General features: G+C 33.6%; 27 protein-coding genes, 1 pseudogene and 1 riboswitch. Of the genes and pseudogenes, 5 read left to right on the plus strand and 23 right to left on the minus strand.

The genetic code is table 11. The features are described from left to right. Positions 1–102: 102 nt before the first annotated feature. A complete protein-coding gene (locus ACWNMY_RS00395) occupies positions 103–600 on the minus strand; it encodes an N-acetyltransferase family protein (protein ID WP_449536313.1) in 498 nt (165 codons plus the stop codon). Positions 601–2,118: 1,518 nt separating this feature from the next. On the opposite strand from ACWNMY_RS00395, the gene ACWNMY_RS00400 reads away from it, so the two are divergent. After that, positions 2,119–2,667, plus strand: a complete 549-nt coding sequence (locus ACWNMY_RS00400) for a DUF6060 domain-containing protein (RefSeq protein ID WP_449536314.1) — start codon at positions 2,119–2,121, stop codon at positions 2,665–2,667. 29 nt (positions 2,668–2,696) lie between these two features. Then, entirely contained in the window at positions 2,697–2,918 is a 222-nt protein-coding gene (locus tag ACWNMY_RS00405) for a hypothetical protein (protein WP_010676360.1), read from the plus strand. A gap of 403 nt (positions 2,919–3,321) precedes the next feature. On the opposite strand, the pseudogene ACWNMY_RS00410 reads toward ACWNMY_RS00405, so the two are convergent. The 3 genes and pseudogenes from ACWNMY_RS00410 to ACWNMY_RS00420 form a co-directional block, all read right to left on the minus strand. Further along, positions 3,322–3,865, minus strand: a pseudogene (locus tag ACWNMY_RS00410) (Tn3 family transposase); the annotation flags it as partial. Positions 3,866–4,286: 421 nt separating this feature from the next. Then, on the minus strand, positions 4,287–4,904 hold the full coding sequence (locus ACWNMY_RS00415; protein ID WP_449536315.1) for an HAD family hydrolase: 618 nt from the start codon (positions 4,902–4,904) through the stop codon (positions 4,287–4,289). 67 nt (positions 4,905–4,971) lie between these two features. Next, the gene (locus ACWNMY_RS00420; protein ID WP_449536316.1) at positions 4,972–5,391 is read right to left on the minus strand and encodes a hypothetical protein; all 420 of its coding nucleotides are present in this window, start codon (positions 5,389–5,391) and stop codon (positions 4,972–4,974) included. Between the two features lie 401 nt (positions 5,392–5,792). On the opposite strand from ACWNMY_RS00420, the gene istA reads away from it, so the two are divergent. Genes istA through ACWNMY_RS00435 form a run of 3 tightly spaced genes read left to right on the plus strand, consistent with a single transcriptional unit; the run spans position 5,793 to position 8,152 of the window. Further along, positions 5,793–7,082, plus strand: coding sequence for an IS21 family transposase (istA, locus tag ACWNMY_RS00425; RefSeq protein ID WP_449536317.1), 1,290 nt, complete (start codon positions 5,793–5,795; stop codon positions 7,080–7,082). After that, positions 7,075–7,842 (plus strand): IS21-like element helper ATPase IstB, encoded by a 768-nt coding sequence (gene istB / locus ACWNMY_RS00430; RefSeq protein ID WP_440274940.1) that lies wholly within the window; start codon positions 7,075–7,077, stop codon positions 7,840–7,842. The genes istA and istB overlap by 8 nt, the downstream gene beginning before the upstream one ends. 1 nt (position 7,843) lies before the next feature. After that, complete coding sequence (locus tag ACWNMY_RS00435) at positions 7,844–8,152, plus strand: hypothetical protein (protein ID WP_449536318.1); 309 nt, start codon at positions 7,844–7,846, stop codon at positions 8,150–8,152. 108 nt (positions 8,153–8,260) lie between these two features. Here the strand turns inward: ACWNMY_RS00435 and ACWNMY_RS00440 are convergent, their stop codons facing one another. The 19 genes from ACWNMY_RS00440 to ACWNMY_RS00530 all read right to left on the minus strand — a co-directional run bounded on the left by ACWNMY_RS00440 (position 8,261) and on the right by ACWNMY_RS00530 (position 23,104). Then, the gene (locus ACWNMY_RS00440; RefSeq protein ID WP_449536319.1) at positions 8,261–9,220 is read right to left on the minus strand and encodes an acyltransferase family protein; all 960 of its coding nucleotides are present in this window, start codon (positions 9,218–9,220) and stop codon (positions 8,261–8,263) included. 326 nt (positions 9,221–9,546) lie between these two features. Then, entirely contained in the window at positions 9,547–10,053 is a 507-nt protein-coding gene (locus ACWNMY_RS00445; protein WP_449536320.1) for a CBO0543 family protein, read from the minus strand. Between the two features lie 375 nt (positions 10,054–10,428). After that, positions 10,429–11,169, minus strand: coding sequence for a type I methionyl aminopeptidase (map, locus tag ACWNMY_RS00450; RefSeq protein WP_449536321.1), 741 nt, complete (start codon positions 11,167–11,169; stop codon positions 10,429–10,431). Positions 11,170–11,387: 218 nt separating this feature from the next. Further along, complete coding sequence (locus tag ACWNMY_RS00455; RefSeq protein ID WP_449536322.1) at positions 11,388–11,858, minus strand: GNAT family N-acetyltransferase; 471 nt, start codon at positions 11,856–11,858, stop codon at positions 11,388–11,390. 186 nt (positions 11,859–12,044) lie between these two features. After that, entirely contained in the window at positions 12,045–12,446 is a 402-nt protein-coding gene (locus tag ACWNMY_RS00460; RefSeq protein ID WP_449536323.1) for a hypothetical protein, read from the minus strand. A gap of 131 nt (positions 12,447–12,577) precedes the next feature. After that, on the minus strand, positions 12,578–13,447 hold the full coding sequence (locus ACWNMY_RS00465) for a DUF421 domain-containing protein (protein ID WP_449536324.1): 870 nt from the start codon (positions 13,445–13,447) through the stop codon (positions 12,578–12,580). A gap of 189 nt (positions 13,448–13,636) precedes the next feature. After that, the gene (locus tag ACWNMY_RS00470; protein WP_449536325.1) at positions 13,637–14,281 is read right to left on the minus strand and encodes a hypothetical protein; all 645 of its coding nucleotides are present in this window, start codon (positions 14,279–14,281) and stop codon (positions 13,637–13,639) included. Between the two features lie 163 nt (positions 14,282–14,444). Continuing rightward, positions 14,445–14,864: a hypothetical protein gene (locus tag ACWNMY_RS00475; protein WP_449536326.1), complete on the minus strand. Its 420-nt coding sequence runs from the start codon at positions 14,862–14,864 to the stop codon at positions 14,445–14,447. A 382-nt stretch (positions 14,865–15,246) separates the two neighbouring features. Continuing rightward, a complete protein-coding gene (locus ACWNMY_RS00480; RefSeq protein WP_449536327.1) occupies positions 15,247–15,954 on the minus strand; it encodes an HAD family hydrolase in 708 nt (235 codons plus the stop codon). Positions 15,955–16,223: 269 nt separating this feature from the next. After that, complete coding sequence (locus tag ACWNMY_RS00485; protein ID WP_449536328.1) at positions 16,224–16,763, minus strand: phosphoribosyltransferase family protein; 540 nt, start codon at positions 16,761–16,763, stop codon at positions 16,224–16,226. A 20-nt stretch (positions 16,764–16,783) separates the two neighbouring features. Then, positions 16,784–17,857 carry an NCS2 family permease gene (locus ACWNMY_RS00490; RefSeq protein WP_449536329.1) on the minus strand — a complete coding sequence of 358 codons (1,074 nt, stop codon included), beginning with the start codon at positions 17,855–17,857 and terminating at the stop codon, positions 16,784–16,786. Between the two features lie 72 nt (positions 17,858–17,929). Further along, a riboswitch (purine riboswitch) is annotated at positions 17,930–18,031 on the minus strand. 454 nt (positions 18,032–18,485) lie between these two features. After that, the gene (locus tag ACWNMY_RS00495; protein WP_449536330.1) at positions 18,486–18,833 is read right to left on the minus strand and encodes a DUF4260 domain-containing protein; all 348 of its coding nucleotides are present in this window, start codon (positions 18,831–18,833) and stop codon (positions 18,486–18,488) included. Between the two features lie 129 nt (positions 18,834–18,962). Further along, positions 18,963–19,346 carry a hypothetical protein gene (locus ACWNMY_RS00500; protein WP_449536331.1) on the minus strand — a complete coding sequence of 128 codons (384 nt, stop codon included), beginning with the start codon at positions 19,344–19,346 and terminating at the stop codon, positions 18,963–18,965. A gap of 361 nt (positions 19,347–19,707) precedes the next feature. Next, a complete protein-coding gene (locus ACWNMY_RS00505) occupies positions 19,708–20,217 on the minus strand; it encodes a GNAT family N-acetyltransferase (protein ID WP_449536332.1) in 510 nt (169 codons plus the stop codon). Positions 20,218–20,335: 118 nt separating this feature from the next. After that, positions 20,336–20,806, minus strand: a complete 471-nt coding sequence (locus ACWNMY_RS00510) for a DUF1648 domain-containing protein (RefSeq protein ID WP_449536333.1) — start codon at positions 20,804–20,806, stop codon at positions 20,336–20,338. A gap of 122 nt (positions 20,807–20,928) precedes the next feature. Then, a complete protein-coding gene (locus ACWNMY_RS00515) occupies positions 20,929–21,132 on the minus strand; it encodes a transcription initiation factor TFIIIB (RefSeq protein WP_449536334.1) in 204 nt (67 codons plus the stop codon). Between the two features lie 322 nt (positions 21,133–21,454). Next, the gene (locus ACWNMY_RS00520) at positions 21,455–21,829 is read right to left on the minus strand and encodes a hypothetical protein (protein ID WP_449536335.1); all 375 of its coding nucleotides are present in this window, start codon (positions 21,827–21,829) and stop codon (positions 21,455–21,457) included. A gap of 165 nt (positions 21,830–21,994) precedes the next feature. Further along, positions 21,995–22,621: a hypothetical protein gene (locus tag ACWNMY_RS00525; RefSeq protein ID WP_449536336.1), complete on the minus strand. Its 627-nt coding sequence runs from the start codon at positions 22,619–22,621 to the stop codon at positions 21,995–21,997. A gap of 96 nt (positions 22,622–22,717) precedes the next feature. Further along, positions 22,718–23,104 carry an ACT domain-containing protein gene (locus tag ACWNMY_RS00530; RefSeq protein WP_449536337.1) on the minus strand — a complete coding sequence of 129 codons (387 nt, stop codon included), beginning with the start codon at positions 23,102–23,104 and terminating at the stop codon, positions 22,718–22,720. Between the last annotated feature and the right edge of the window lie 20 nt (positions 23,105–23,124).

Genomic DNA, 23,124 nt, shown 5'->3' on the forward strand with positions numbered 1-23,124 from the left:
TCTTTAATGTAACTTGATATAACCTGTACAGTTTCTTTACTAACGCTCAAAAAAAGAGGCGTAAGTCCTTATTGGATCAACCTACCCTCTAGTTAAAGATCTCTAATGGGAAATTATGTTATATATCATTGTCCAAGATGTTCCTGATTGACCACATTGTTCAAATCCGAGTTTCTTATAGAGTTGTACTGCCCGAGTATTGTTAGGGTCGACACTCAAAGATATCGATGAAAAACCATCATTAGAAGCTGTTTCAATTAATTTTTTCATGAGCAGAGTACCTATTCCCTTACCTCTTCCTTTTTTCATTACTGCTATCCCTAGTTCAGGAGTCTTTTCATCAACATATCCATACCCTTTTTGATCTTCTGTATATAGGCGATACCAAGCAGCACCAACAGGAAAATGATCCTCAAAAGCTATTAGTGCTCGATCACCTTTTATTCCCCATCCCTCACTATATTTTTTGAGATGTGGTACATTTAATAGTTCTTCTTTGGGCGGCTTATTTTCAAGAATATGAATGGATTCATACATCATATCCGTTAGAAAATCCGATAATTCATCCTCATTCTGTTCCAAACTTTTTACTTGTATCAAAATGGTTCACCTCTAAGTTTTTATACCAAATTTGGCATAGTTATTTTATTACCTGCTTATCCAATAAACTGCCCTGATTAGTTGAGTAAGAAAAAGGCTACATTTTGAAGCTGCCAGATTTTTAAGGAAAGCTACCCGTTCCTTCGTTAGTGAAGCAGCTTCTACTTAAGAATGTAAACATAATTACTGTTTAAATTCCTTAAACTCATCAATGTATAGAGCTACATAGCCACAATTGGGACATACAGAAGCTTTTGGTTTTACTGATACATTCTTGAAAAGCCCTTTCTATTTTTGGCTAATTTTAATTCCAACTAAATCACCTTCAACAGTCACCTTACAATCATCTATCATTTCAGTTTGACATTGAATACATATTCTTTTCATCACTAAAAACCCCTTTTGTTTGAGTTTCGAATACTTAGACTTTTCCTTTTTTAAAAAACTTCTTCAAATCTACTACCCTATTACTTTACTAACTTCTACAAAATTATGCGTAATCCTTCTTGAATCTTCGCTACGTTTTAGTTGAACAATACTTACCATTTTGTTTGTTTAATTTTTCTATGATTAAAGGTAACTCCGACAGATCATTAACGATGAAATCACCATCTTATCGCTATAAAGTTTAATGCACATATATATATAATTTATATCCTAATTATAGATACCACTATATATAATGGGTTAACTGAAATTGTACATATTTTTTTAGTGTACATATTTGGTAGATAGTATATTTAATATTGTACATAATTATTGAATATAAGATTCAGTAGATTGCTGCGATAGACAAATTATGCTACGGATATATGATCGACAGGATTTGCTTCTAGAATTCTGGGAAACAATGTTTCAGATCCTCCTCAATCCCCAGTTTCTTTCCGACTGCATCAAAAAGGTATGTTTTCCGTAGAAACAGCGTTTATGTACAAAGGATGGAACAGGTCCTAGTTGTCTATAAAAAATTATGGATATTACAGGTAAAATTTTCTAAATGCTGTGAACATGGTTAAATACAATACAGAATTGAATTAATAATTGGTCCATTTTAAAGCAAGAAATTTTTTAATTTTTTTCATTTATCTTTAGGTATTTAGCCTTATTTATTAACTGCTTAAATATCAAAATGTTGGAAACCTATGCAAGGTATTAACAGTAACATGGAGATATTGTTTAATACAAAGTTGTGAAATAGAAACGAGTTCATCAACACTAGTACCTTATACTTAACTTTGTGTATATCGGTATTAGAATATTTAAAATATGATACAATCGGAAAAGTAACAATTATTCACAAATTTTAAATTAATAGGGGGAAAAACATGTTAAAATTGTTGCGGGGAGCTAGTATTTTGTTTATGGTCTTTTTTTTTCAGTTTTTCACTAACAGCATTTGCAAATGGTGATGATCAAAGATTTATAATTGAGGGTGATAGAGTTCATGACACAGAAACTGATAAAGAATATGGTTCAGCAACTAAATATAATGACAAAGGAGAATTAGAAGAAGTCAGCTTGGATGCATTAAAAAAATTATTAGAAAATGAAGGTAAAGTTGATATACGGAATGAATTTCAGGAGAAAAATATTTCTTTAGATAGAAAGATAAACGAGACAAATCCAATTCAACCATATTATTTATGGTATCAGTATATTGAAAGTGGTCGGACTACATCAATAGGAAATCGTATTGCTGTCAGCGCCTGGGTATCATGCCCAAGTGGAGGTAGTAATTGTTCTATTACTAGCTCTACTGGGTGGTCTGTACGTGCGAGTTATAGTGCTGGCATTAGTACTTCCGCTGCAAAGTCTGCTGTACAAGGAAGTGCCTCTTTTACTTGGAATACAACCGCCAGCAGAAGTACAAGTTATACAATTCCGATTCAACCAGGAAAAAGAGGGAGAATGATGTTCTTCCCAGAATTTAATTATACTTACGGTACTTTGAGAACTTGGAGTGGATCTACAATACTAGAAACAAAGTCTGTAAATGCTCAATCACCTAAAAAAGTAGTAGGAACAGGTGATCCAGATGGAACTTTCTTTATTGAATACAGTAATTAAATAAATCTAGATAATTTGTAGGTGATTTTATGACACATCGAGGCGCAGGTATGTCCTTTATTGCCATTGCTGCATTTTTAATTAGTACAAGATATATAGTGGCTGCTATTTTTGGCTCTAACATGGAAAGTTGGAATAAAGTTATGTTTAAATCCGCTTTGGAAGGTACTGGTTATGTACTTTTGATTTTAAGCATAATCTCGTTCGTAATTGGAGCTGTATATTTAGTAAACGCTGAAGTTAGAAAATAATCACTAAATGTTTTTTTTGAGAGGGAGGATAAATACAGCCTCCTTCTCGGTTATTTATAACTCGAATGGCTAAATTCCACTGCGATTAATCTGCCTTTCATTCTTTATACACAACCCCCCTCTTTTAATTTCAATGTGTAATTTCTTCTTCCTCACTAATTCTTAGTATTCACGAATGACAATCAATGTTGGTTTTAGCAAATTGCAGCTACTATAGTGTTCTAGAAATAAACGAAACTATCTTTAGTAGTAAATAATAGCTAATAAAAATTAGCAAATTTCTACAACAAACACCTTTATATAAGGGGTCGCGGCAGAAAAACGCGGAAAATATACGCTAAGCAAAAATCGACATGAAAAAAGCCGATTTTCCTTACTCTAAGAGGAATCGGCTTTAAATACCTTATCGAAGAGACCGTAAATTAGTGTTCTGCTTTAGATTAAATTTGTACTCCCCTAAGAAATTAATATGTTCCCATGCTAATGGTGAAATATGTTGAATTAATTCCTCATGATGCAACTCATTTTCGTTTAAAACTTTAATGGCTTCTGTTAAATAAACTGTATTCCATACACTAATTGCATTAATCAAAATATCTAAGGCACTAGCGCGTTGAAGTTGATCTTGCAATCCACGTTCCCGTAATTCCCCACGTTTTCCAAAAAACAATGCCCGAGCCAGTCCGTTCATGGCTTCTCCTTTATTCAAACCACGCTGAACACGCCGTCGCAAGGCTTTATTTGAAATGTAGTCCAGAATAAATATGGTTTTTTCGATTCTTCCCATTTCACGTAATGCAGTCGCTAATTTATTTTGCCTTGCGTAAGACCCTAATTTCCCCATGATAAGTGAACCGGTGATTACCTTCACGAATAGAATGGGCCACTCGCAATACATCATCATAATTTTCCTTAATAATTTGTGTATTAATTCTCCCTCGAAGAATACTCGTTTATACCCCCCAGTTTCATCAATATTAACTTGCAATTAAATATTCGTAAAATTAGTGCAGAGTTGGAGCTTATTTATACCATACGGGCATGTGACCCAGGAAAGGAGCATATCCAACCCTCATGGATACGCAGGACGAAGGAATGTATGGATTACAATCCGGAGAGACACGGGAGGGTTAGCGACCGTGATTTGAGTGGAGATTTCCTAGCACGGTTAAATCACTATTACCATTCCCCCCCCTAAACCAGTAAATATGTACAACAAAGAATCATGTGAAAATATTCAGATATATTATAATTCTATATTATCAATGCGAATAATTATGTACAAGTTATTTCACATAAAAAAGAGCCGTGTGGCTCCAAATCAGCAATAATGATATTTAATTATGTACAATATAAATTGGTGCGTATTTATGGTGATAATGCTTCAACATTGTCCCACTGAAAATCTCGTTTCCAAATACCTTTCATTCCTACATTTTGAGCAGCTTTTACATCATTCACAGGATGGTCTCCCATAAATATACTTTCATTAGGTAAAATCGCAAGTTTCTCTAATGCTCTGATAAATATTTGAGGATCTGGCTTTTTCATTCCTTCCCATTCAGATACTAAAATCGTATCAAAATATTTATCTATGCCCAAAGCTATAATATTATCCATCTGAAACTGTCCATACCCGTTTGTTATCATTCCTAAAACAAACTGGTTACTTTTCAATTCTTCCAACATCCCAATCAGATTTGGAAAAGGAACACAGTTATACTTAAATTCACGAATATAATCTTGGAGTAATTTTTCCCATGTTATATCAGCAATAGTAAATTCATCAACTAATTGCTGATATACTTTATCTTTCCAAACATACCCTCGGTTATCTAATTCTATAAATCTTGATACATACTTCTCTTTCGGAATATGACCTACTGCTTTAGATAACCTGTCATATTGCCTCTCAATAAACACTTTTACTGACTCATCTCTATTTAATAAAGTTCCATCTAAATCAAATAAAACAGCTTTAATCAATTTTGAAGACACTCTCCCCAACGTAAGATACTTATATCTTTTGATAGTTAATAATATAGATATGGAATTATCTCATTAATGCTTCTCCTGTTAAAATTTCATATAGCTCTCCTGAATCTTGCTCTATTAATTTCACATATCTACCGCTATCCATAACTAACTCTACATTTTCACCATTTGGGCTAATCCATAGTAAATAGGAGGCAATTTTAGCTTCACTACCATTGCCATTCTTTGGTGTAAATTGAAATTGGTAGTCAGCATACCCTGCCATTTCTACTTTTGCATGTTCCCAGTTAGCTCTTTCCACTATATCAATCGCTTTTTTTACCTGCTTTTTTTGAGTGACTTCCTTAAAGTCTTCAAAAATGTTTTCTTCTCCCGATCGTTTCTGTACAGTTATTTTTTGCCCATTCACTTCGCTCAAACAGCCTGAAGTCAGTAACAGAACACCCAGTAAAGAAAAAAATAATACTATTTTTTTCAATCTATTCCCCCCTTTATATTACTTTTACTTGACCTACAAAAAGACAGCAACTACATGCTGTCTAAATTTCTACTACATAACTACTATTACTATTTACGAACCTCCACAGTTTCTTGACCTATGGTTTCCTTTCTCATTTCTTTTAAACCGAAAAGTACACGTAGAATGTTAACTCGACGGATAATAAAGTGGTACAAACACATAATGATCGTAAATGATACTAGTACTAAATAAAGTAATTTTACAGGTACTAACCATCCTAAGTTATAGATGAAAAATCCTAACAGAATGATGATCAGTTGATGAAGTATAAATGCTAACCTAAGAATGTACAAAAGTGATTGTTTAAATATGTACACTTTTGACGAATTATCTGCATAATATTCTTGGAGGGGAATATCATGCATATGCAGATAAATATTAATACTGACATAGAAATTAATAGTCTATTAGATTTACCGAAATTAAAAATGTTAATGGAGAGCTTAAACATGAAAGTTAATAAGAGTAAATTAGCTCGAGATATGGGAGTTGATCGGAGGACGATTGAAAAATATCTTAATGGTTATCTGCCTAAAAAGAATCGAGATAGGTCATCAAAGATTGATGATTATTATGAAATTATAAAGCTACTTCTTTCGGAGGAGTCAAAACAAGTATTTTATTATAAACGAGTTTTATGGCAATACCTACAGGATAATCATGGATTAATGTGTGGTCAATCCACATTTCGAGCGTACATATCAAGCATACCTGAATTCCAAAGTTATTTTGATTCAGGAAATCGAAAGAGTTCCAACAGCGAAGTAATTCGATTTGAAACTCCACCAGGTGAACAAGCCCAGTTGGATTGGAAGGAAAATATTCGATACATCACTAAAGATGGGGAGATTTTGTATATAAATGTTTGTGTACTTTTACTCGCCCATTCAAGGTTTCGAACATTTAATCTATCAATCTCAAAATCACAAAGTGTGTTACTGTCATTTATTACGGAAAGTTTTGAGGTATTTGGGGGTGTTCCAAAAACGATTGTAACGGATAACATGAAGACGGTCATGGATGAAGCACGAACAGAGTATCAAAAAGGAAAAGTGAATGAACGGTTTTATCAATTCTCAAAGGATATGGGATTTGAAGTAAGGCCTTGTATAGCTGGAAGACCAAGAACCAAAGCAAAAGTGGAAGCCCCAATGAAATTTCTTGATGAAATTCATGCTTATCAAGGAAAATTTGATTATGAAGAACTACATCAATTTATACAAAAGTTATGTAATCGTATAAATAATAGTTACCACCAGGGTACAGGAAAAATACCAATATTAGCACTAAAAAAAGAAAGAAACCTCTTATCCCAATTACCACAAAAGAGAATAAGAGATTTCTATAAAATTGACCATATACCTGCGAAAGTGAATACATCAAATATGATCACTTTCAAGTCCAATCAGTATTCAGTCCCACCTGGATACATAGGAAAAACTCTTAGTTTACAAGTATATGATAACCATATCTTTGTTTATTATAACACGGATTTAATTGTCCAACACCCTATTAGCCATCAAAAACTTAATTACAAACCTGAACATTATGTTGATGCATTGGCTAGAGGGCTTCCTTCTTCGACCAATATTGAGGAGCTAGCAAGGAAAAATTTAGAGGCGATTAATGAGGTGTATAAAAATGAATAGTAGTTATAGCAAGCTAGTACAAAATTTAGAGTATTTAAAGTTGAAACAAATGATAGCTCATCTTGATGACACAATTGATTTTATGACTAAAAATCAATTGTCATTTACGGATACACTACTCAAACTTACGGACTATGAAATTGATATGAAAGAAATAAACATGGTGAAATCAATGGTAAAGGTAGGTGCCTTTCCACATTTCAAAGAAATTAAAGACTTTGATTTTGATTTTCAGCCTTCAATTAATAAACAGCAGATATTGGATTTCTCCACCTTACGGTTTATTGAGCAAAAAGAAAACATCGTTTTCTTAGGCACAAGTGGAGTTGGGAAAACCCATTTGGCGACCTCTATTGGAATAGCAGCTGCCAAGAAAAGGACGAGTACGTATTTTATAAAGTGTAATGATTTAATCATGAATCTAAAAAGAGCAAAACTTGAAAACCGCCTGGAAAATAGACTTAAACATTATGCGAAATATAAGCTGCTTATCATCGATGAGATTGGTTATTTGCCTATTGATGCAGAAGATGCCAAGTTGTTTTTTCAGTTGATTGACTTGCGGTATGAGCAGAAAAGTACCATTTTAACAACGAACGCTAGTTTTAAAACCTGGGGTGAGATATTTCAAGACCCCAAAATAGCCAATGCGATTTTAGATCGTGTCCTCCATCACGCAACAGTGGTGAATATTATCGGAGATTCATACCGTCTAAAAAACCATTTCGATAAAGAAAACAGCAAACAAGGAGATCGATGAAATGAATGCATTGGTGTTAACAGAAACTATAAAGTTCTTTCGCTCATACGGATTAAAATGTGATGAGAGGTTGGTTGAGGAATGGCTAGAAACTACTCCCGATACCAAAATATTTAATTTTCAAGTGTCTGAGGATGATCTTTACGATTTTAATGAATGGTGCAGATGGAAAGGTACAGCATGTGAGAATGGAATAGATGATAAGACGAAAATCGCAAGATTATTAGATGAAATAAACGAACTGAAATGTGAATTATCATTATTAAAAAAGGAGAAAGAACGTTTAGAAGGTAAACTAGAGATTTTTTGAATTAATAAATCCTCCCCTATCCTGATTAACGACTGCTTGGGGAGGATTCATAAAAATAGTTGAGAAGCAAAATTGTACATCCTTAAACGAGCGAAAATGTACATTTTATCATTGACATTTATAATGAAGAATATAAAACGGCATAGATGCTTCACTCGTATATGTTAATGCTTTATTGGAAAAGTTCAAATATTTGTCGCCTAGGTACAGGATAAAGAATAGCAAGTTCCATACCAAAGAGACACGTATAATCATGAATATAGCCCAACTGATGGATACAGTCATCGGAAAACCATAGAACATAACCCAGAATAAATATGTTGCTGTACTAAGTATACCTAGAATACCGGCTAGTACGCCTATTTTACGCACAAACTCCCTTAACGATTCTCTGGTAAAAAAGTAAAACCCAAAAATAAACAATAGAAAATAAAAAATGATTCCCCAACTAGCTAAATTTACGATACTATTGACAGTTAAAACTGCGATTGCAAGGGGGATAGGAATCAATACATAATGAAGAATAGTAAAATCTTTCCCGTTCACACTTTCTCTAGTCTTTAGAAACAAAGGTAATGTAACGATAGAAAAAAGCAATAACATTAATAGATACCAAAGATGATGTCCAAAAAATGCAAAGTTACCCATACCACCCATTTCCAAGTAAAGTCCGTCAAAGTAATGAGGAAAGAATTGCAGGAATGACCCATTAAATTGATTATTCGTTATTCTTTCAATATACACTTGAGGGGGTGACAATAGAAATATTCCAAGAAGTAACGGTATTCCAAGTCGTAAAAGTCTTTCTTTTATAAAACGTTGAGCATCTCTTCTTTTTAGTGCGTGATAAATAGCCATTCCTGAAATCACAAAAAAGATCGGCATGATCCAATTTCCCACTAAAAGAGAAAAAAATTCGATATATGTATGGTTATTTATATTGTTTTTAATGTGCCAATCAAACGAATTAAAGAACATTGAACAGTGATAAAGGAGCACGATAAACATTACGATTACCTTTATCCAGTCTAAATCATAATGTCTAGAATATTGATTTTTTATTTCCATAAATTTCCCCCTATGAGATTATTATATATTTTTCATAAATGTAATTACACTCATTTTTTACATTTATTTGTCATCTTAAATTAGTAACCCGAGGCATTCATTTTTATCATAAAAGGGTATGCTGTCTGATTATACATATAAAAGATCCCACCTTTTCTTATTTCAAACTTTAAAGTAGAAGTATGTTAGGTTGTTCTTTTGTGTAGTTTATTCGTAGTAGAAATATAGTTGGCATAAAAAAAGCCGGTTAATCCCGCTGGATCACCGAACCCTTTCGTTTACGTACACTTTTTCATAATCTCAATCCAAAAAGACAATTTTCATTTTTATTTCATATCACTTATTTTTACATCAAAGATACTTAATAGAGATACTATTATTAGTATTGATAAAAGCCAAGCTAATGGAGGTCTTTTTTGATGTATCGGTAAGATAATGAAAATAATACCTGTAAATAATACAGACCACCACATATTCCATCCATTATGGTATGTAATAAACCCAAGCTTACTGTTTATATACTCAATAGATAAGTATAATCCTCCCCATAACAAAAACCAAAAAAATCGTTTATTCCATTCCTCAGGGAACCTCCCTAGGTATATTAATACGGTTGCAGAGTACGAAACGACCATGGCTAAAATTGTAATAATGGTATGGTTAGGTAAGATTACATCGTGAAACAACCACATTGATTTTCTATAGAGGAGAAAGTTGTATAGTAAATCACCAATGATAAAGAAGAGTATTGTCGGATAATAAAATTTCCAATTCCTCCAATCCCCCCATTTAAACGCTGCTAACAAGTAAATAATATTAACTAAAATATACATAAAACCAATCCTTTAAAGATGAGTATTCCTATTCTCTCCAATTAACAGGAATTTACTAAAAGACTTGTTCCATTAACCTGTACCCTGAAGTTCAATAATGAAAGTGTATGTAATTTCATGAATTCCTGCATAATCCTATGTTTTCAAAATAAAGTAGACGTTAAAAACCCTACTCTCAATGAGTAGGGTTAAACTAGTTATAAATAAAACGTAGTCCTTGCAAGATACAAACAAGCATAAACATGCCTTGGACTTTGTGAGTATCAATCATCATACAGCTATTTTCCAAAACTCCAACCATAAAGTCTGCCAAGCTTCACGACTGTATGTAAGCCTTTCGATAATCCTCATCCGACACAAACTTCAGTACGAAAATCAAAGTGTAACTATAATCGGGCCATTCTTACTAACAATAATTGTATGTTCGATTTGAGCTACATAGCTATTTTTTGTAGCATACGTCCAGCCGTCGTCTTTTTGAAATACTTCTTCTTCAAGGGTTGAGATGAATGGTTCGAATGCGATAACCATCCCTTCCTTTAAGATTTCGTTATCCCATGGATCATAATAATTTAAAATATGATCAGGTGCTTCATGTATGCTACGTCCAACACCATGTCCTGTAAGGTTTTTAATAACCGTCAATCCATGCTGCTTCGCAGTTTCATGAACTGCTTTTCCAATTCTACTCATTTTGGAACCCGGCTTTATTTTCGTAAGACCTGCTTCAAATGCCTCTTTCGCGACGTCACATATTTTCGTTACTACTTCTTCGCCGTTACCTACTACAAATGAGATACCCGTATCTGCGAAATAGCCATTCTTTGATGCAGAAACATCGATATTTACTAAATCGCCTTCCTGAATAACCCGCTCCCCTGGAATACCATGTGCCACTTCATCATTGACACTAATACACGTATAGCCAGGAAAATCATATATTCCCTTTGGAGCTGAGATGGCACCTGCTTTTTCAAAAAGTTCCCCAGCTAGATCATCAAGTTCTTTTGTCGTTATCCCAGGAACGGTTCTTTGTACCAATTCAGCTCTAATGGAGGCAATAATTTTACCAATTTCTTTCAAACCATTCATATCTTCTTCTGTTTTTGCAATCATGTTTTCATACCTCATTCTATTTTTTCATTTTGCAATATACTACTTATTGTACCTTTATCTTCACGAAAAATAAAAGCATATGAAATATTTAGGACATTACTCCTAAATTGCATGTTCCTTCAGTCAAAAAAATATACCAAAAAAGAATCTGTACATAAAACTATACGATTAATTGAATTTGTCTTCCACTTTTCTACAAAAAATAGAGCTCCCCGGTACTACAACAAAGACTTCCTCATAGGTATAAATCGTAAACCATGAACTTTTTGTTCTTCATCTGTCTTCTCAAATCCTAATTTTTCATAAGCATTAAACCCATATGGTGAGGAATTAACTGTAATAAATTCTTGATTCGGATATTGCTTTCGAATTTTATCAAGAGCAATCGTTAGTAAGGACTTTGCAATGCCACGCTTTTGATATGTACCATCAACAAATAGCATTGAAATGTGATTATAGTCACGAATTTCGGTTACTCCAGCCATGATATTATTCACGGAGGCTATTAAAACAAAATGATTTTCTCGATTGCGCTTTTCAATAGAAGTGGGTTCATTTATTCTCTTAAAGGTATAGATACCTTCATTAGAGTAGGTTGGGGCTATAAAATCATTAAAAACTCTTCTAACAAATTGAGAAACTTCATTTACTTCATCTAGATTCATTTGACGAATTGAAACTTTAGTCATTCCCCATCACCACCTTATACATTATGACTCGAATAAGAATAATGCGTCTCTAAATACTATAGAAACGCTTTAGTAACTTTTTTTCTTTCAGTAAAACATTTAACTCTTTTAAAGTTTTTTATATATTAAATTTTACTACCGACTAAAATAGATGTAAAAAGTAGCTTTTACCCCTTAACGAGGACCTTATACAAAGGTAATCTTACAACCACCCTTTGTGTCTTCACCTATCAACTTAACTGAATACTTGTTGCTTTCTGCTTCAAAGTTGAATTCCCCTTCTTCACTCGCAGTAAAGCTTTTCGAAAAGCATTCTCCTTTCATACTTCTCAGCTCAATCGTTACTGTTCCTCTTTCCACGACAACCGAATATGTCATTGTGAATCGATGCTCTTTGTTCAAATTAAAATAATAATATTCCAGCCCATCAAATTTCTTATATGAAACTTCTACATGATCTCCGTACCGTTTCATTTTGTATTTTCCGTACGTAGTCATTGTGAAACGAATAAGTCCCTTTTTATAAAGTACACCAAATATTAGTAGTAACACACCAAACACGATTAGTTCTTCCATCTTCTCATTCACCCATTTCTTTCTCTCCTGTATCTCTACGATACCTTAAGATAACCCTATTTAGGAATAAGAAAAAAGCAATAAATCATGTAATGGTTTGAACAGCAAAACTCCCACAACAGCATTGTGGGAGTCTTTATAAGTTATTCACTAAGATATGGATTCAATTTCTTTATGATGTTTTCCATTTCTATGGATTGGCTAAAATACATCTTCTTTGCATTTTTATCCTTTGTTTGAAACGCCGTTTGTTCTAGTTCTGTTTGGATTTTTCTCAGCTTAATAGCTAGGTCTGGCTTTTGTTTTTCTTGGTTATTTGTATCATCTTTCTTATCATTATATAAATCAACAAAAACAGTACCATCAGAATTAATCTGAGCCAAAAAAACATCCTCTATATTATTGGCACCATGTTTCTTAAGCTCTTGTAAAAGCCATTCTTTCGTATAGCCTAGGTAATTCAAATGCTTTTCCATTACATTACCATCAATAATAGCGAGAGATGGACCATGATCTTCGTTCACAGCCAGCCCTACATCATTCGGAGTTATTGCTTGATATTCCGGTTTTTTCAATACACTAATGTCTCCATTGGTTTCAAGCATGGCCAGTTCAACCTCTGAAAGGTTGAAAGCACCTTTTATCCGTAATCCATTCAATAGATCATCGAATGTCATCCTTTGCTTCGAAAGCGTTTTCTCCATCACTTTTCCATCCTTCACCAGGATTGATGGACTACTTTCTACTAACTCTCTAAACGTAAAGGATTTAACGGCACCATACCCAATCAACAATGACAAGAGGGTAAAGACAACTAGTCCAATAATGCCATTGAAAATACCAATCGACTTATCGATTACAATCGTACTAGCCATATCCCCTATTGCAATTCCCACCACATAATCAAAGAAAGTAAGATGAGAAATTTGCTTTTTGCCAAGGATTCGTGCAAGAAACAATAAGAGTAAAAAAGATAACAAGGCTCTGCCCGCTACCAATACATATTCAATCATAGCTACCTCCGTGATTATTGTACCTATCTTACATATCATTCCCATTTAAAAAAGGAATATTATTTGAAGCACCTCGTAAGTAAATAACATTCCCCTAAAAAAAAAGAAAAAAGCATCCCCTATAAAGGAAATGCAGTAGTTTATTATTTCATTAATTTCATTTTCCACTTTTCTACTATCACTATCTGATTATAACATTCCCCAGAAGACATAGGTTTGAGACGTTAGGAAGAAAAGAAGCAATCCGATGGACACCACCTTGATGATTTGTTTTGGCGTTTGATATAAAACAAAAATCGTAACGACCCAGAGTAGAAATTCCAATGGATGTATCATATCAAAATACCAAAATCCAAAAACAAAAGTCTGTCTTGAAATCACCATAAAAATGATAGATGATAGAAAAATAGCTAATAATCCTTTCCCTTTCGAATACCAACAGACAAAAGCCAAAAATGGTGAAAGAATGGTAAGGATAATCCAAATCATCATATATGATTTTGGGAAAAAACCAGCTACGATAACTGTATAAAGATAATAGCTACCTACCATTCCTACAAAAAATAAGAGAACATTGATAGCTGACCTGACAGGTGATTTGCTATAAACGGATAGTAACGCCCCAAGAAAAATCCAAATTCCCATACGAGAAAAAAAGTTCCGGAGATCCAACACTTCAAGGAAATACGGTAATAAATTACTAGCCGTTTCATCAAGTATCTTGGAAATCAGCCCTAAGAGTATTCCAGCGATAAAAACTAACGTCGAAAACAACCACTTTTTTGTTAGAGAACTTACTTTTGGTTGCCGAATTCGATTCAGAAATTCGTTCATATTTTCCCTCTTAACCCATAAATATTTTTTTACTGATACTTTGATATTGTTTATATACCTCTGATTAACAAAATAGACCTCCAAATTACTATACAATCTGAAGGTCATGTTGCATTATTTTTAGCTTTGAGTTGTTACGATCCTCTATAAAAGCGTAACCGCCCTACAATGATAAAAGGATATTGATAGTGTCATAATTTTCTTCTATCTTCCAATTAGGTGATAGCATCTGTTTTAAAATATGTAGCTGTTCCTCTTGTAAACTAAGATTTTTGATACCATTTTCCACCAACTCGTAATCAATATCAGGTACTTTTCCGAATCGAAGTTTTATGAGATTCTTCATTCCGTTAAACGTCACAAATTTCACCTGATACCCCCTCAAAAGGATGGACTGGAAATCATCCAAATTTAAGTCTGCTAGTTTCAATAATTCATTAAAATCAATATCTGAATTAATATTCTTCCAAGAGTGCACATCCTTTTGTTTTACTTGAGCTAGTATTTCTTGGTTGGAAATGCCGTAACTGCGAAGTGTTTCAATCATATATGCATCCATTAACGAGATTCTAAGTAATGCCACTATTTCTCATCCCCCATTTCTTGGTATAATAGTAAGCCCGAAAAACCTCAGTTGTCAACTTGGTTTAATAAGCTTATCATGCTTATCACCTATTATTTATTATTATTGATAAATTGTAGTCTACATCTTAAGCTAATAGCTACAAATATAACCCCTATCACACCAAAAAACCTACTTTAAGTCTACGCGACACCCATAACGATAAGAAAATAATCATACAAATAAACTAAAGCATGAGTCTGTTTTTTATAAGACTCATGCTAGTTTTGACCTTACTTATCTATAAGTCACTATGTAATTTGAATTTCATATCTTCTTTATTAAATTGTGTTAAATCTTATTGACTTTTCGTAGAATCATATTGGTACATTTTGTACATATCCTACTCTTTTTTCACAAATAATTCTAATAACTCCTTGGCACTATGTACTTCTTTATCTGGTTTATAGGTAGCATTCGTCGGTAAATCTTTCTTACGATGATTCATCCAGATTGCTTGCCAGCCTGCTTGTTTTGCTCCGATAATATCTTTTTCAAAATTATCCCCGATATACACGGTTTTGGTTTGATCAAGATTTAGCTTCTGTTCAATAAAATCAAATACTTCTCTTTTCGGTTTTGCATGACCAATTGAACCTGAAATAAACGTCATCTCTTCCGGAATCCAACGACTAAGGCGGAGTTGTTTTATTTTCATAGCTTGATGTTTTTCCTCACCATTTGTAAGAATCCCAAGCTGTTTCCCTTCTTTGTAAAGGATAGTTAGTAGTTCTTCGACCTCTGGAAACAGGGTAATGTTGTTTTGTTCGGCCACATATGTTTCATGAAAAATAGTCGCTTTTTCTATATCAATAGGAATGTTAAAATCCTTACACGCAGCCATGATTCGTCCTGTTTGCCATTCAAATTGAGATATTTCACCTGCTTCACTTTGATCAAACAAAATCTCACTATATTTACGACTAGCTTTATATAATTGATTGATTTCTTCGTCTGACAGTGGCTCTTGAAAAAGCTTCCTCACCGTTTTATGAAAAGATTCCGCTTGGTCATAAAGCGTATCATCGACATCAAAAATGATGGTATCCATTTTCATCGCCCTCCTTCTATTATGATGATATCACTTATTTATCACTAGAGAAAACCAAAGAACCAACTACCTACACTTTTGTACAAAGACCATGCCAAAATTTTCGATACTACAATCATAAAAGAAGAGTATTCAAAATACGCTAGCCTATAATACCCTACTTAACAGTAAAAAGCAGTGTGATTTCAAAGGTAGAAATCCACTGCTTTTATGGTTATCTATAAATATGGTTCTTGTAACTGAAAAAGATTATTTTTTAATTAATAATTTTAAACTGTAAAAACCGGTAATTTCTCTAAAAATAAGATATCCTTCCGTTCAGCGGCGTCCCCTTCTGCTAAAATAGCAGCTTTGGCAACAACAAGTCCACCCGCTTTGATCACTAAGTCTTCTAAGACTTTCATAGATTCACCGGTACTAATGACGTCATCAATTAACGCCACTCGTTTTCCTTTTATGGTTTCTGCATCTTTTCCATCCAAACATAATAATTGCTGTTTTTGTGTGGTAATCGAAACAACTTGATTGACTAAAGGTTCTTCCATATAGGGCTTCACACTTTTACGAGCGACTATATATTCTTTCATATTCAATTCCTTGGACAATTCATGAACCAATGGAATTCCTTTTGCTTCTGCCGTAACTAAATAATCAACATCTGTTAATTTTTCAGCAAGTAATGGAGCAGCAGCAGAAACAATCTCTGTATCTCCTAAAATGACAAAACTTGCGATTTTCAATTGATCTGAAATCGGTATAATTGGCAATTCCCTTTTAATCCCTGCGACTGTTAATTGATAGCTTTCCATTGTATCCCACCTCTATTCGATTAAACTCCAAAGATTCCTAGTAAAAATTCCATAATGACTCCAGCTAGTAAACCAAAGAATGGGTCAGTGATTGCCGTAACGATGATTGTAACTGCAGCAACGATTGGTGAACCAGGTTCTGCACCCGTTAAAGCAGCCGTTGCATTCCCAGGTAACGTCACAATTGCCCCTAGTACAAAAAGGAATCCAGCGATGGAGGCACTTGGTACATATTTTCCGATTTTAGGTAAAAGCTTAAAGAATAAAATACCAGCCATGATAGCCATCGCCAAAACCCCTGCCCATACCGCATGAGGAGCCGAAGCTGTAGCTGATATAATGACTTCAACCGGACCTCCGCCGAACAAGGCAGAAGCCATATCTGCTAAACTACTAATAATCGTGAGGGTATCAATATTAACATCCTGGTCAGCAATCTCACCATTGATTTTCCCAAACGCAATGTTTGCACCAATATTTAAACAAACAAGAGCTAATGCGCCACGGATAACAGCTGGGTTAATGATAAATTTTTGCAATTTAAACTTATCTTCACTTATGTTCTTAGTTACAGATTCATTTCCTTTTTTAGTAAGGTTATAGACAATACTTGAAAGAATGACTGAAATTGTGATTGTATACACTAGATCCTTCGTAATGATATAGGTCAATAACGCACTTGCGAAAGAGGTTACCCCAACATATCGATCATTCTTTGTCATATCCCACGCGACCTTTGCAAGCATAAAGCCAACACCGGCCATCATTCCATTCGTAATGACTGGACCAATCCATTCAACGATTTGCTCCATTAACCCGAACAAACTAATGACAACTAATAGTAATGCACCATAGAAAATAGATGAAAGGCGCTCTCGCATATCTTTCCCCATTGTTCCTGCTACCGCAATCGTTTCAGCTTGAAACGAAACAACCGCTACATTGTGCGTTAAACTATTACCAACCGCACCTATAATAAATGCGAGCGCAGTTGGAACAGAAGCAAATCCAAACGAAAGGGCAAGTAGACCCTGAGGTAATCCGTTCAAGACCACACTGAATGCTGCAAGTATATCTTTTAGTATGTCTTCCATGTCTCTTCTCCTTTTCCCGCACTATTGCCTCACAACAGAAAAAAACCATCCAGCATAAACTGAACGGTTTCCATTAACTGAAGGACCGTCCATAGTAGAGTGATTTACGGCCACTCTGTAGAAACTCCCAGACCATATTACCGGGATTATACGGGGATTAATGTAATATTATCGAACGATAATGAAATTATAATACATATTATTCGGTTTTAAAAGAGAAAAGATATTTTTTTATGAATAATACTCTAAAATATAAATAAAACACAAACATTTTCAAGTCATCTTTATAAAATCTTGCGTTTCTACCTATTTACTATCAAAGTTACTAATTAATTTTAAAGTTGTTTTTAAGTGTACGTAAACATATTAAACTAGTCTAAAAACTAATAAAATAGCTAACCCTATCACGACACCAAATATCCAGGTAAAAATCTTTTGTTTACGTGTAAAGACTGTCATAAACTAACCAATTGCCCTATGTATCGTATAAGTAAGAAATCTTACCTATCAATCTTCAATTAACCTGCTTCGTTTACTTAAGAACTGCAACAAAAAAAGAGCGTTATCCTTATAGGACAAACGCACCATTAGTGAAAAAATCTAGTTTATTTGGATTTTATCTCTCACATTAAACACGATTCAGATGATTGTCTTTAAATTCCGTTGGGTATTTTAATCCATATCCAATCATTCTATCCATTCCAATATGGGCCGACCATATTAAACCGATTGCGAAAGCCGTTTGATTCTCTACTAATAGACCCCAGAAGATAACAATAATCGTTATTGTATACGTATGAAATAAATTATATAGCCTTGCACCAATCTTATTATTAATAAAATAACCAAGCATTGAAATATCTGGTGCTAACAATAAAACAAAAAAGAAAAGCCAACTTAATTGACTGGTTCCATAAAAATACAGACTTAAAACAAAGACCGCAAGACCTTCTATATGCAAAAGAATTTTATTCAATTACATCCCCCCAACTAGTATTTATTCTAAATGTTTTTCTTCATTCCATTTAAATTCTACTGTTTCATTGACCTACCCCGTTCGTTAAATAACCTTCAATAAATCAATCATGACGTTTGCAGAAAAAAATTATTTAGTATCTTTGAATTTCTTTCTCAAAAATTCATCAACTATCCAGAATAGTAATGCAGCAAATAAAGTTAGCAAAACAAGAAGTACATGTTCAAAAGGATAAGATAAGATGAAACCAATTATGAGACCAAAAACAATATGAATCATACTTGCTTTTTTACATCTTTGTTTGCCATGTACATTTTTAGTTACATAATCAGATAAGACAGATACTGGTACGCCAATAAGAAGTATAAATGGAGCAGCACCAACAAGTAGAACACCTAGAGTAGCAAAAAAATTATACGTACTAAATCCATCTAGTACCGCAAAAAAAAGGGTAAGAAATACTCCAGTACTTAGAGTGGTTATAACAAATCCTAAAGATTTCCTTACTACCATCAAAGCCCCCCCAATAAAACAACTTCAACACTGCCCTATTACACATAACTTTTCCTACCATTACTTCAACAAAAAAGCACAGAAATCCTTCTTAAATAGACGCACCTGTGTAAATCTTCATGGCGATACTTTATTATATTTTATAGTAATGGCACGATTGTTGAACAAATGTGAAACATGTTACTTCAATTAAACTGCATTGCATAAAGTAAACTCTGATAAAAGAAAAACGCCCTTTTATTGAAGAGCGTAAAAACCATTGCCACTATTAAGAAGATGATTAGTATGAACTTACAAAGTAAACTAATTCAAGGCTTTTCTTAGGAAAACACTTTGAAGTCACAAATCCACAACAAAAATCTTATGAATAGACATGTGTAAATACCCAGTTTTTGAAAGAATGATAATCTTCTTCTTGCAATGGCTTTGGGTACGACATTAATACAAGCGGAACAGGGGTTTGCCCGTTTGCAAGTGGTGGTTGAATATAGCCCCACTGACTAAGGTGAAAGCCATTGCGTTCATAAAAACTAGCTCGTCTTTTTTCGATTTCCCCCTCTGGTGGCTCGATTTCAATTACGATAGGTTTTATCTGCTGCGTAAGAAATTCTTGGAGTAGCTTCGACCCTAATCCACCATTGCGAAAATTTTCTTTAACAGCAAAATGCTCCAAGAAGATGTAGTGAGGTCCTTCCCATGTCGCAAAAAAGGCTGCAACCTCATGATCCTTTTCATACACATAAATTTGATACTGAGGATGAGAAAGTAATGCACGTTGTGTTTCGTAAGGCCTATATTCATCACTCGGGAAAGATTCTTCAAATAATTGATAAAGCTGTTCAAATTGTTCATCTTGTAAAACCGTTAGCATTTGAATCTCCTACTGTCTTATTAATTTGTTATTTTTTCAGTCACTTTGTTGTTATAGTCAAGCATGAGGTGCATTCATCTTTCATGATCAACGCACCCCTATCGTTCAATAATAAATACTAGTATTTCAATGTTGATGCCCAAATGAAAAGATAAATGGGAGCAATAAAACAAATAGCCAATAGAGTGAGCGAGAGGATAAAAGGTAGACTGGAATCCATTTCGACTGTATTTCTTAGCATTGCTTCATTAGCTAGTAGAAACGATATAAAACTAAGATTTTGAATCAGTATCAATACTTTTTCAGTTCTTGCAAACTGAATTTCTTTATTTGCTTCAGTTAAATTAACATAGTTCAATTTTTCTGGTCTTTTACCAACTAAACCAATAAGGAACCAAATGAAAATACCTAAAACAGGCATGATATACAAGATGTATTTGGGACCCCAGTTATCTGGCGTATCATTCGTAAAGTGTATTGCGATACGCTCGGGTATATCTGGCCAAAAGTAGAATAAATTAAGAATATGGTAGCAAAAAACAAAAATCGAGATTATTAAAAAAGTTACTTTAAAATGCTTAATTTTCATTTTATCACCTTTCATATTTAAAACTTTATTGAATTAAGCTACAACGCAAGTCAAAAAAGAGTAAAAACTGCACCCGGGACAGCTCTAATCTTTAATTCTTACACGCTTTAACGTTAGTACATCTAAAGTGTCCCCTTGAATTTCTCTGGCTTTCTCACATAGCTTTCGATGATAAGTCCACATTCCGTACAAATAATGTATTCAACCTCAGACCCTAGGCTCATTTTATTTTCCGGGTACATAGCTGCGTATCCACTTTGCTTTCCTCTCCCTAATTCATTTCCACCACATTTTGGACATTCTGTTGCCCTTGCAAAATGTTTCATGTAAAGCCCCCCATATATGTTGTACTTACAATAAAAACAAATCCTTATAAACTACTTTCCATTCAATTTGAGATAATGGCGATTCTCTGACGTTCTATATATTTTTACGAATATACAATGAATTGGTTTCATTTAATTCAAAATCAATCTGCACCGATAGGCAGGTACAACTATAATGATTCTTCTATTGTTGCTAGTAGTCCCTTTCATAAATGCTGGTTTTCATAAAGGAACTACAAGTAACACAATCCTCTACTTATGAGAAAAATAAAAAGACCTGAGTCCAGTGAAATAGAACTCAGGCCTTAAAAGTTGGGTCAGATCAATTTTGATCTGTTTTTTTCTGTTGTACTCCCATCATTTTCATTAGTAGTCTTTTAGGTAATTCATAATGTGCGATTAATATAAGAAAATATAAATCGAGTAACCAAATAGTTGAGCCTATGTCATAATCCTCTTTATTTATTTTCCTTTCGAATTCATTCATCACACCTATTACTAACGCACATACAAGAAAATATAGATATTGCGTTAACACATACATCCATTCTTCCTTCGTTTCTCCTATTGCAGCAATCCCTGCAAAAACAGCTACTACGAAGAACCATAAACTCAAAATGACAGATATACCTACTATAACAAATCGAACAAACCCAAAAATATATAAGCCAAGCGTTTTTATTTTGATCACCACCATATGTAAATATCCTTTGGCAACGGCCTATCATTCAAAATATTTCTTTACATTTTATTTTAGAACTCCTCTATTTTAGACCACAATATAAGAAAGGTTCTATAATTCGCTTTCGATATTTCAACTAATTTGATGGTGCATGAAAAAAAAATGTTGTAATATTCCACATTACTTGTTATAAATTGGTAGACTTGATGTCTTTATGACACTCCCATCCTTCAACGTCACTTCTGTATACATTAAAAAATATGGCTCATATGAAATCCCTTGAGAATCAGGACCCTTTTGCTTATTTATGATGGTATCAATCGTTTCATTTGTATATTTCCATCCATCTGTAAAGTCAGTATCCGAAAATACTAAGTTCGGACCTTCATCTGACTCTAATTTAAACGTATAGAAATCTACTTTCTTGGCATTTTCATAATGTAATAATTCGATTTGAAAATGATCGTCACTGATGACATACCAATCATCTTTAACGATATGCTCAGAATGCAGCTTATAAATATTCGTTAAATTATCAAAGGTGTCTTTATAATCATGTAATCTGGCATTTGAGGACCACCTTATCATCTCCAAGCTCTTTTCTAGTTCTGACAACTTAGTAGTTTCACTTACATTATTTTCTTTTAGAAGTTTTATCTCCACATTTTTTTCAGAGATAACCCTCTTCAGTTCTAAATTCTCATTCGTTAATCGTTCTTTTTCTTCTTTAAAAGATTCTGAATGATTATTCGTGCATCCTGAAACAAAAATAAAAGATAACAAGAGTAAAATAATTTTATTTTTCATATTCCTCCTTATATCCCCCACGAAAAGTACTTTTATTTACCTAAACTCCATCTTTCACTTACTTGTTTCATCGCACTTGTTAGTTCAGCCAGTTTTTTAACTATTACTAAAAGTGTGACCTTCATTTTCTAATACGACTTTTGCCTTTTCAATTGAATGACTTTTAATGAGTAAGTAATCCGTATTAAAGGTTGATATTGCAAAGATACTAATTTTATTTTCGGCTAATGTACTCGCTAATGAAGATAATATACCTGTTAGGCTAAAGTCTAGTATCCCCTCAACTTTAATGCACTTCCAATCATCTTCCATATGTTTAAATACTTCATTCTTAGGTAAGCATTCAGAATGGCATACAATAGATAGTTCTTCTTCAGTACGAGTTATAGAAAATACATCAGATTGTAATGCCCACAAGGGTATTGATTCAGTTGGAGGAAATTTCACAACGGAAAAAGTTGAATCTAACATTTTTAGTTTCATATTTACAGAACCCCTTTTAG

The organism is Ferdinandcohnia sp. Marseille-Q9671, assembly GCF_976954385.1.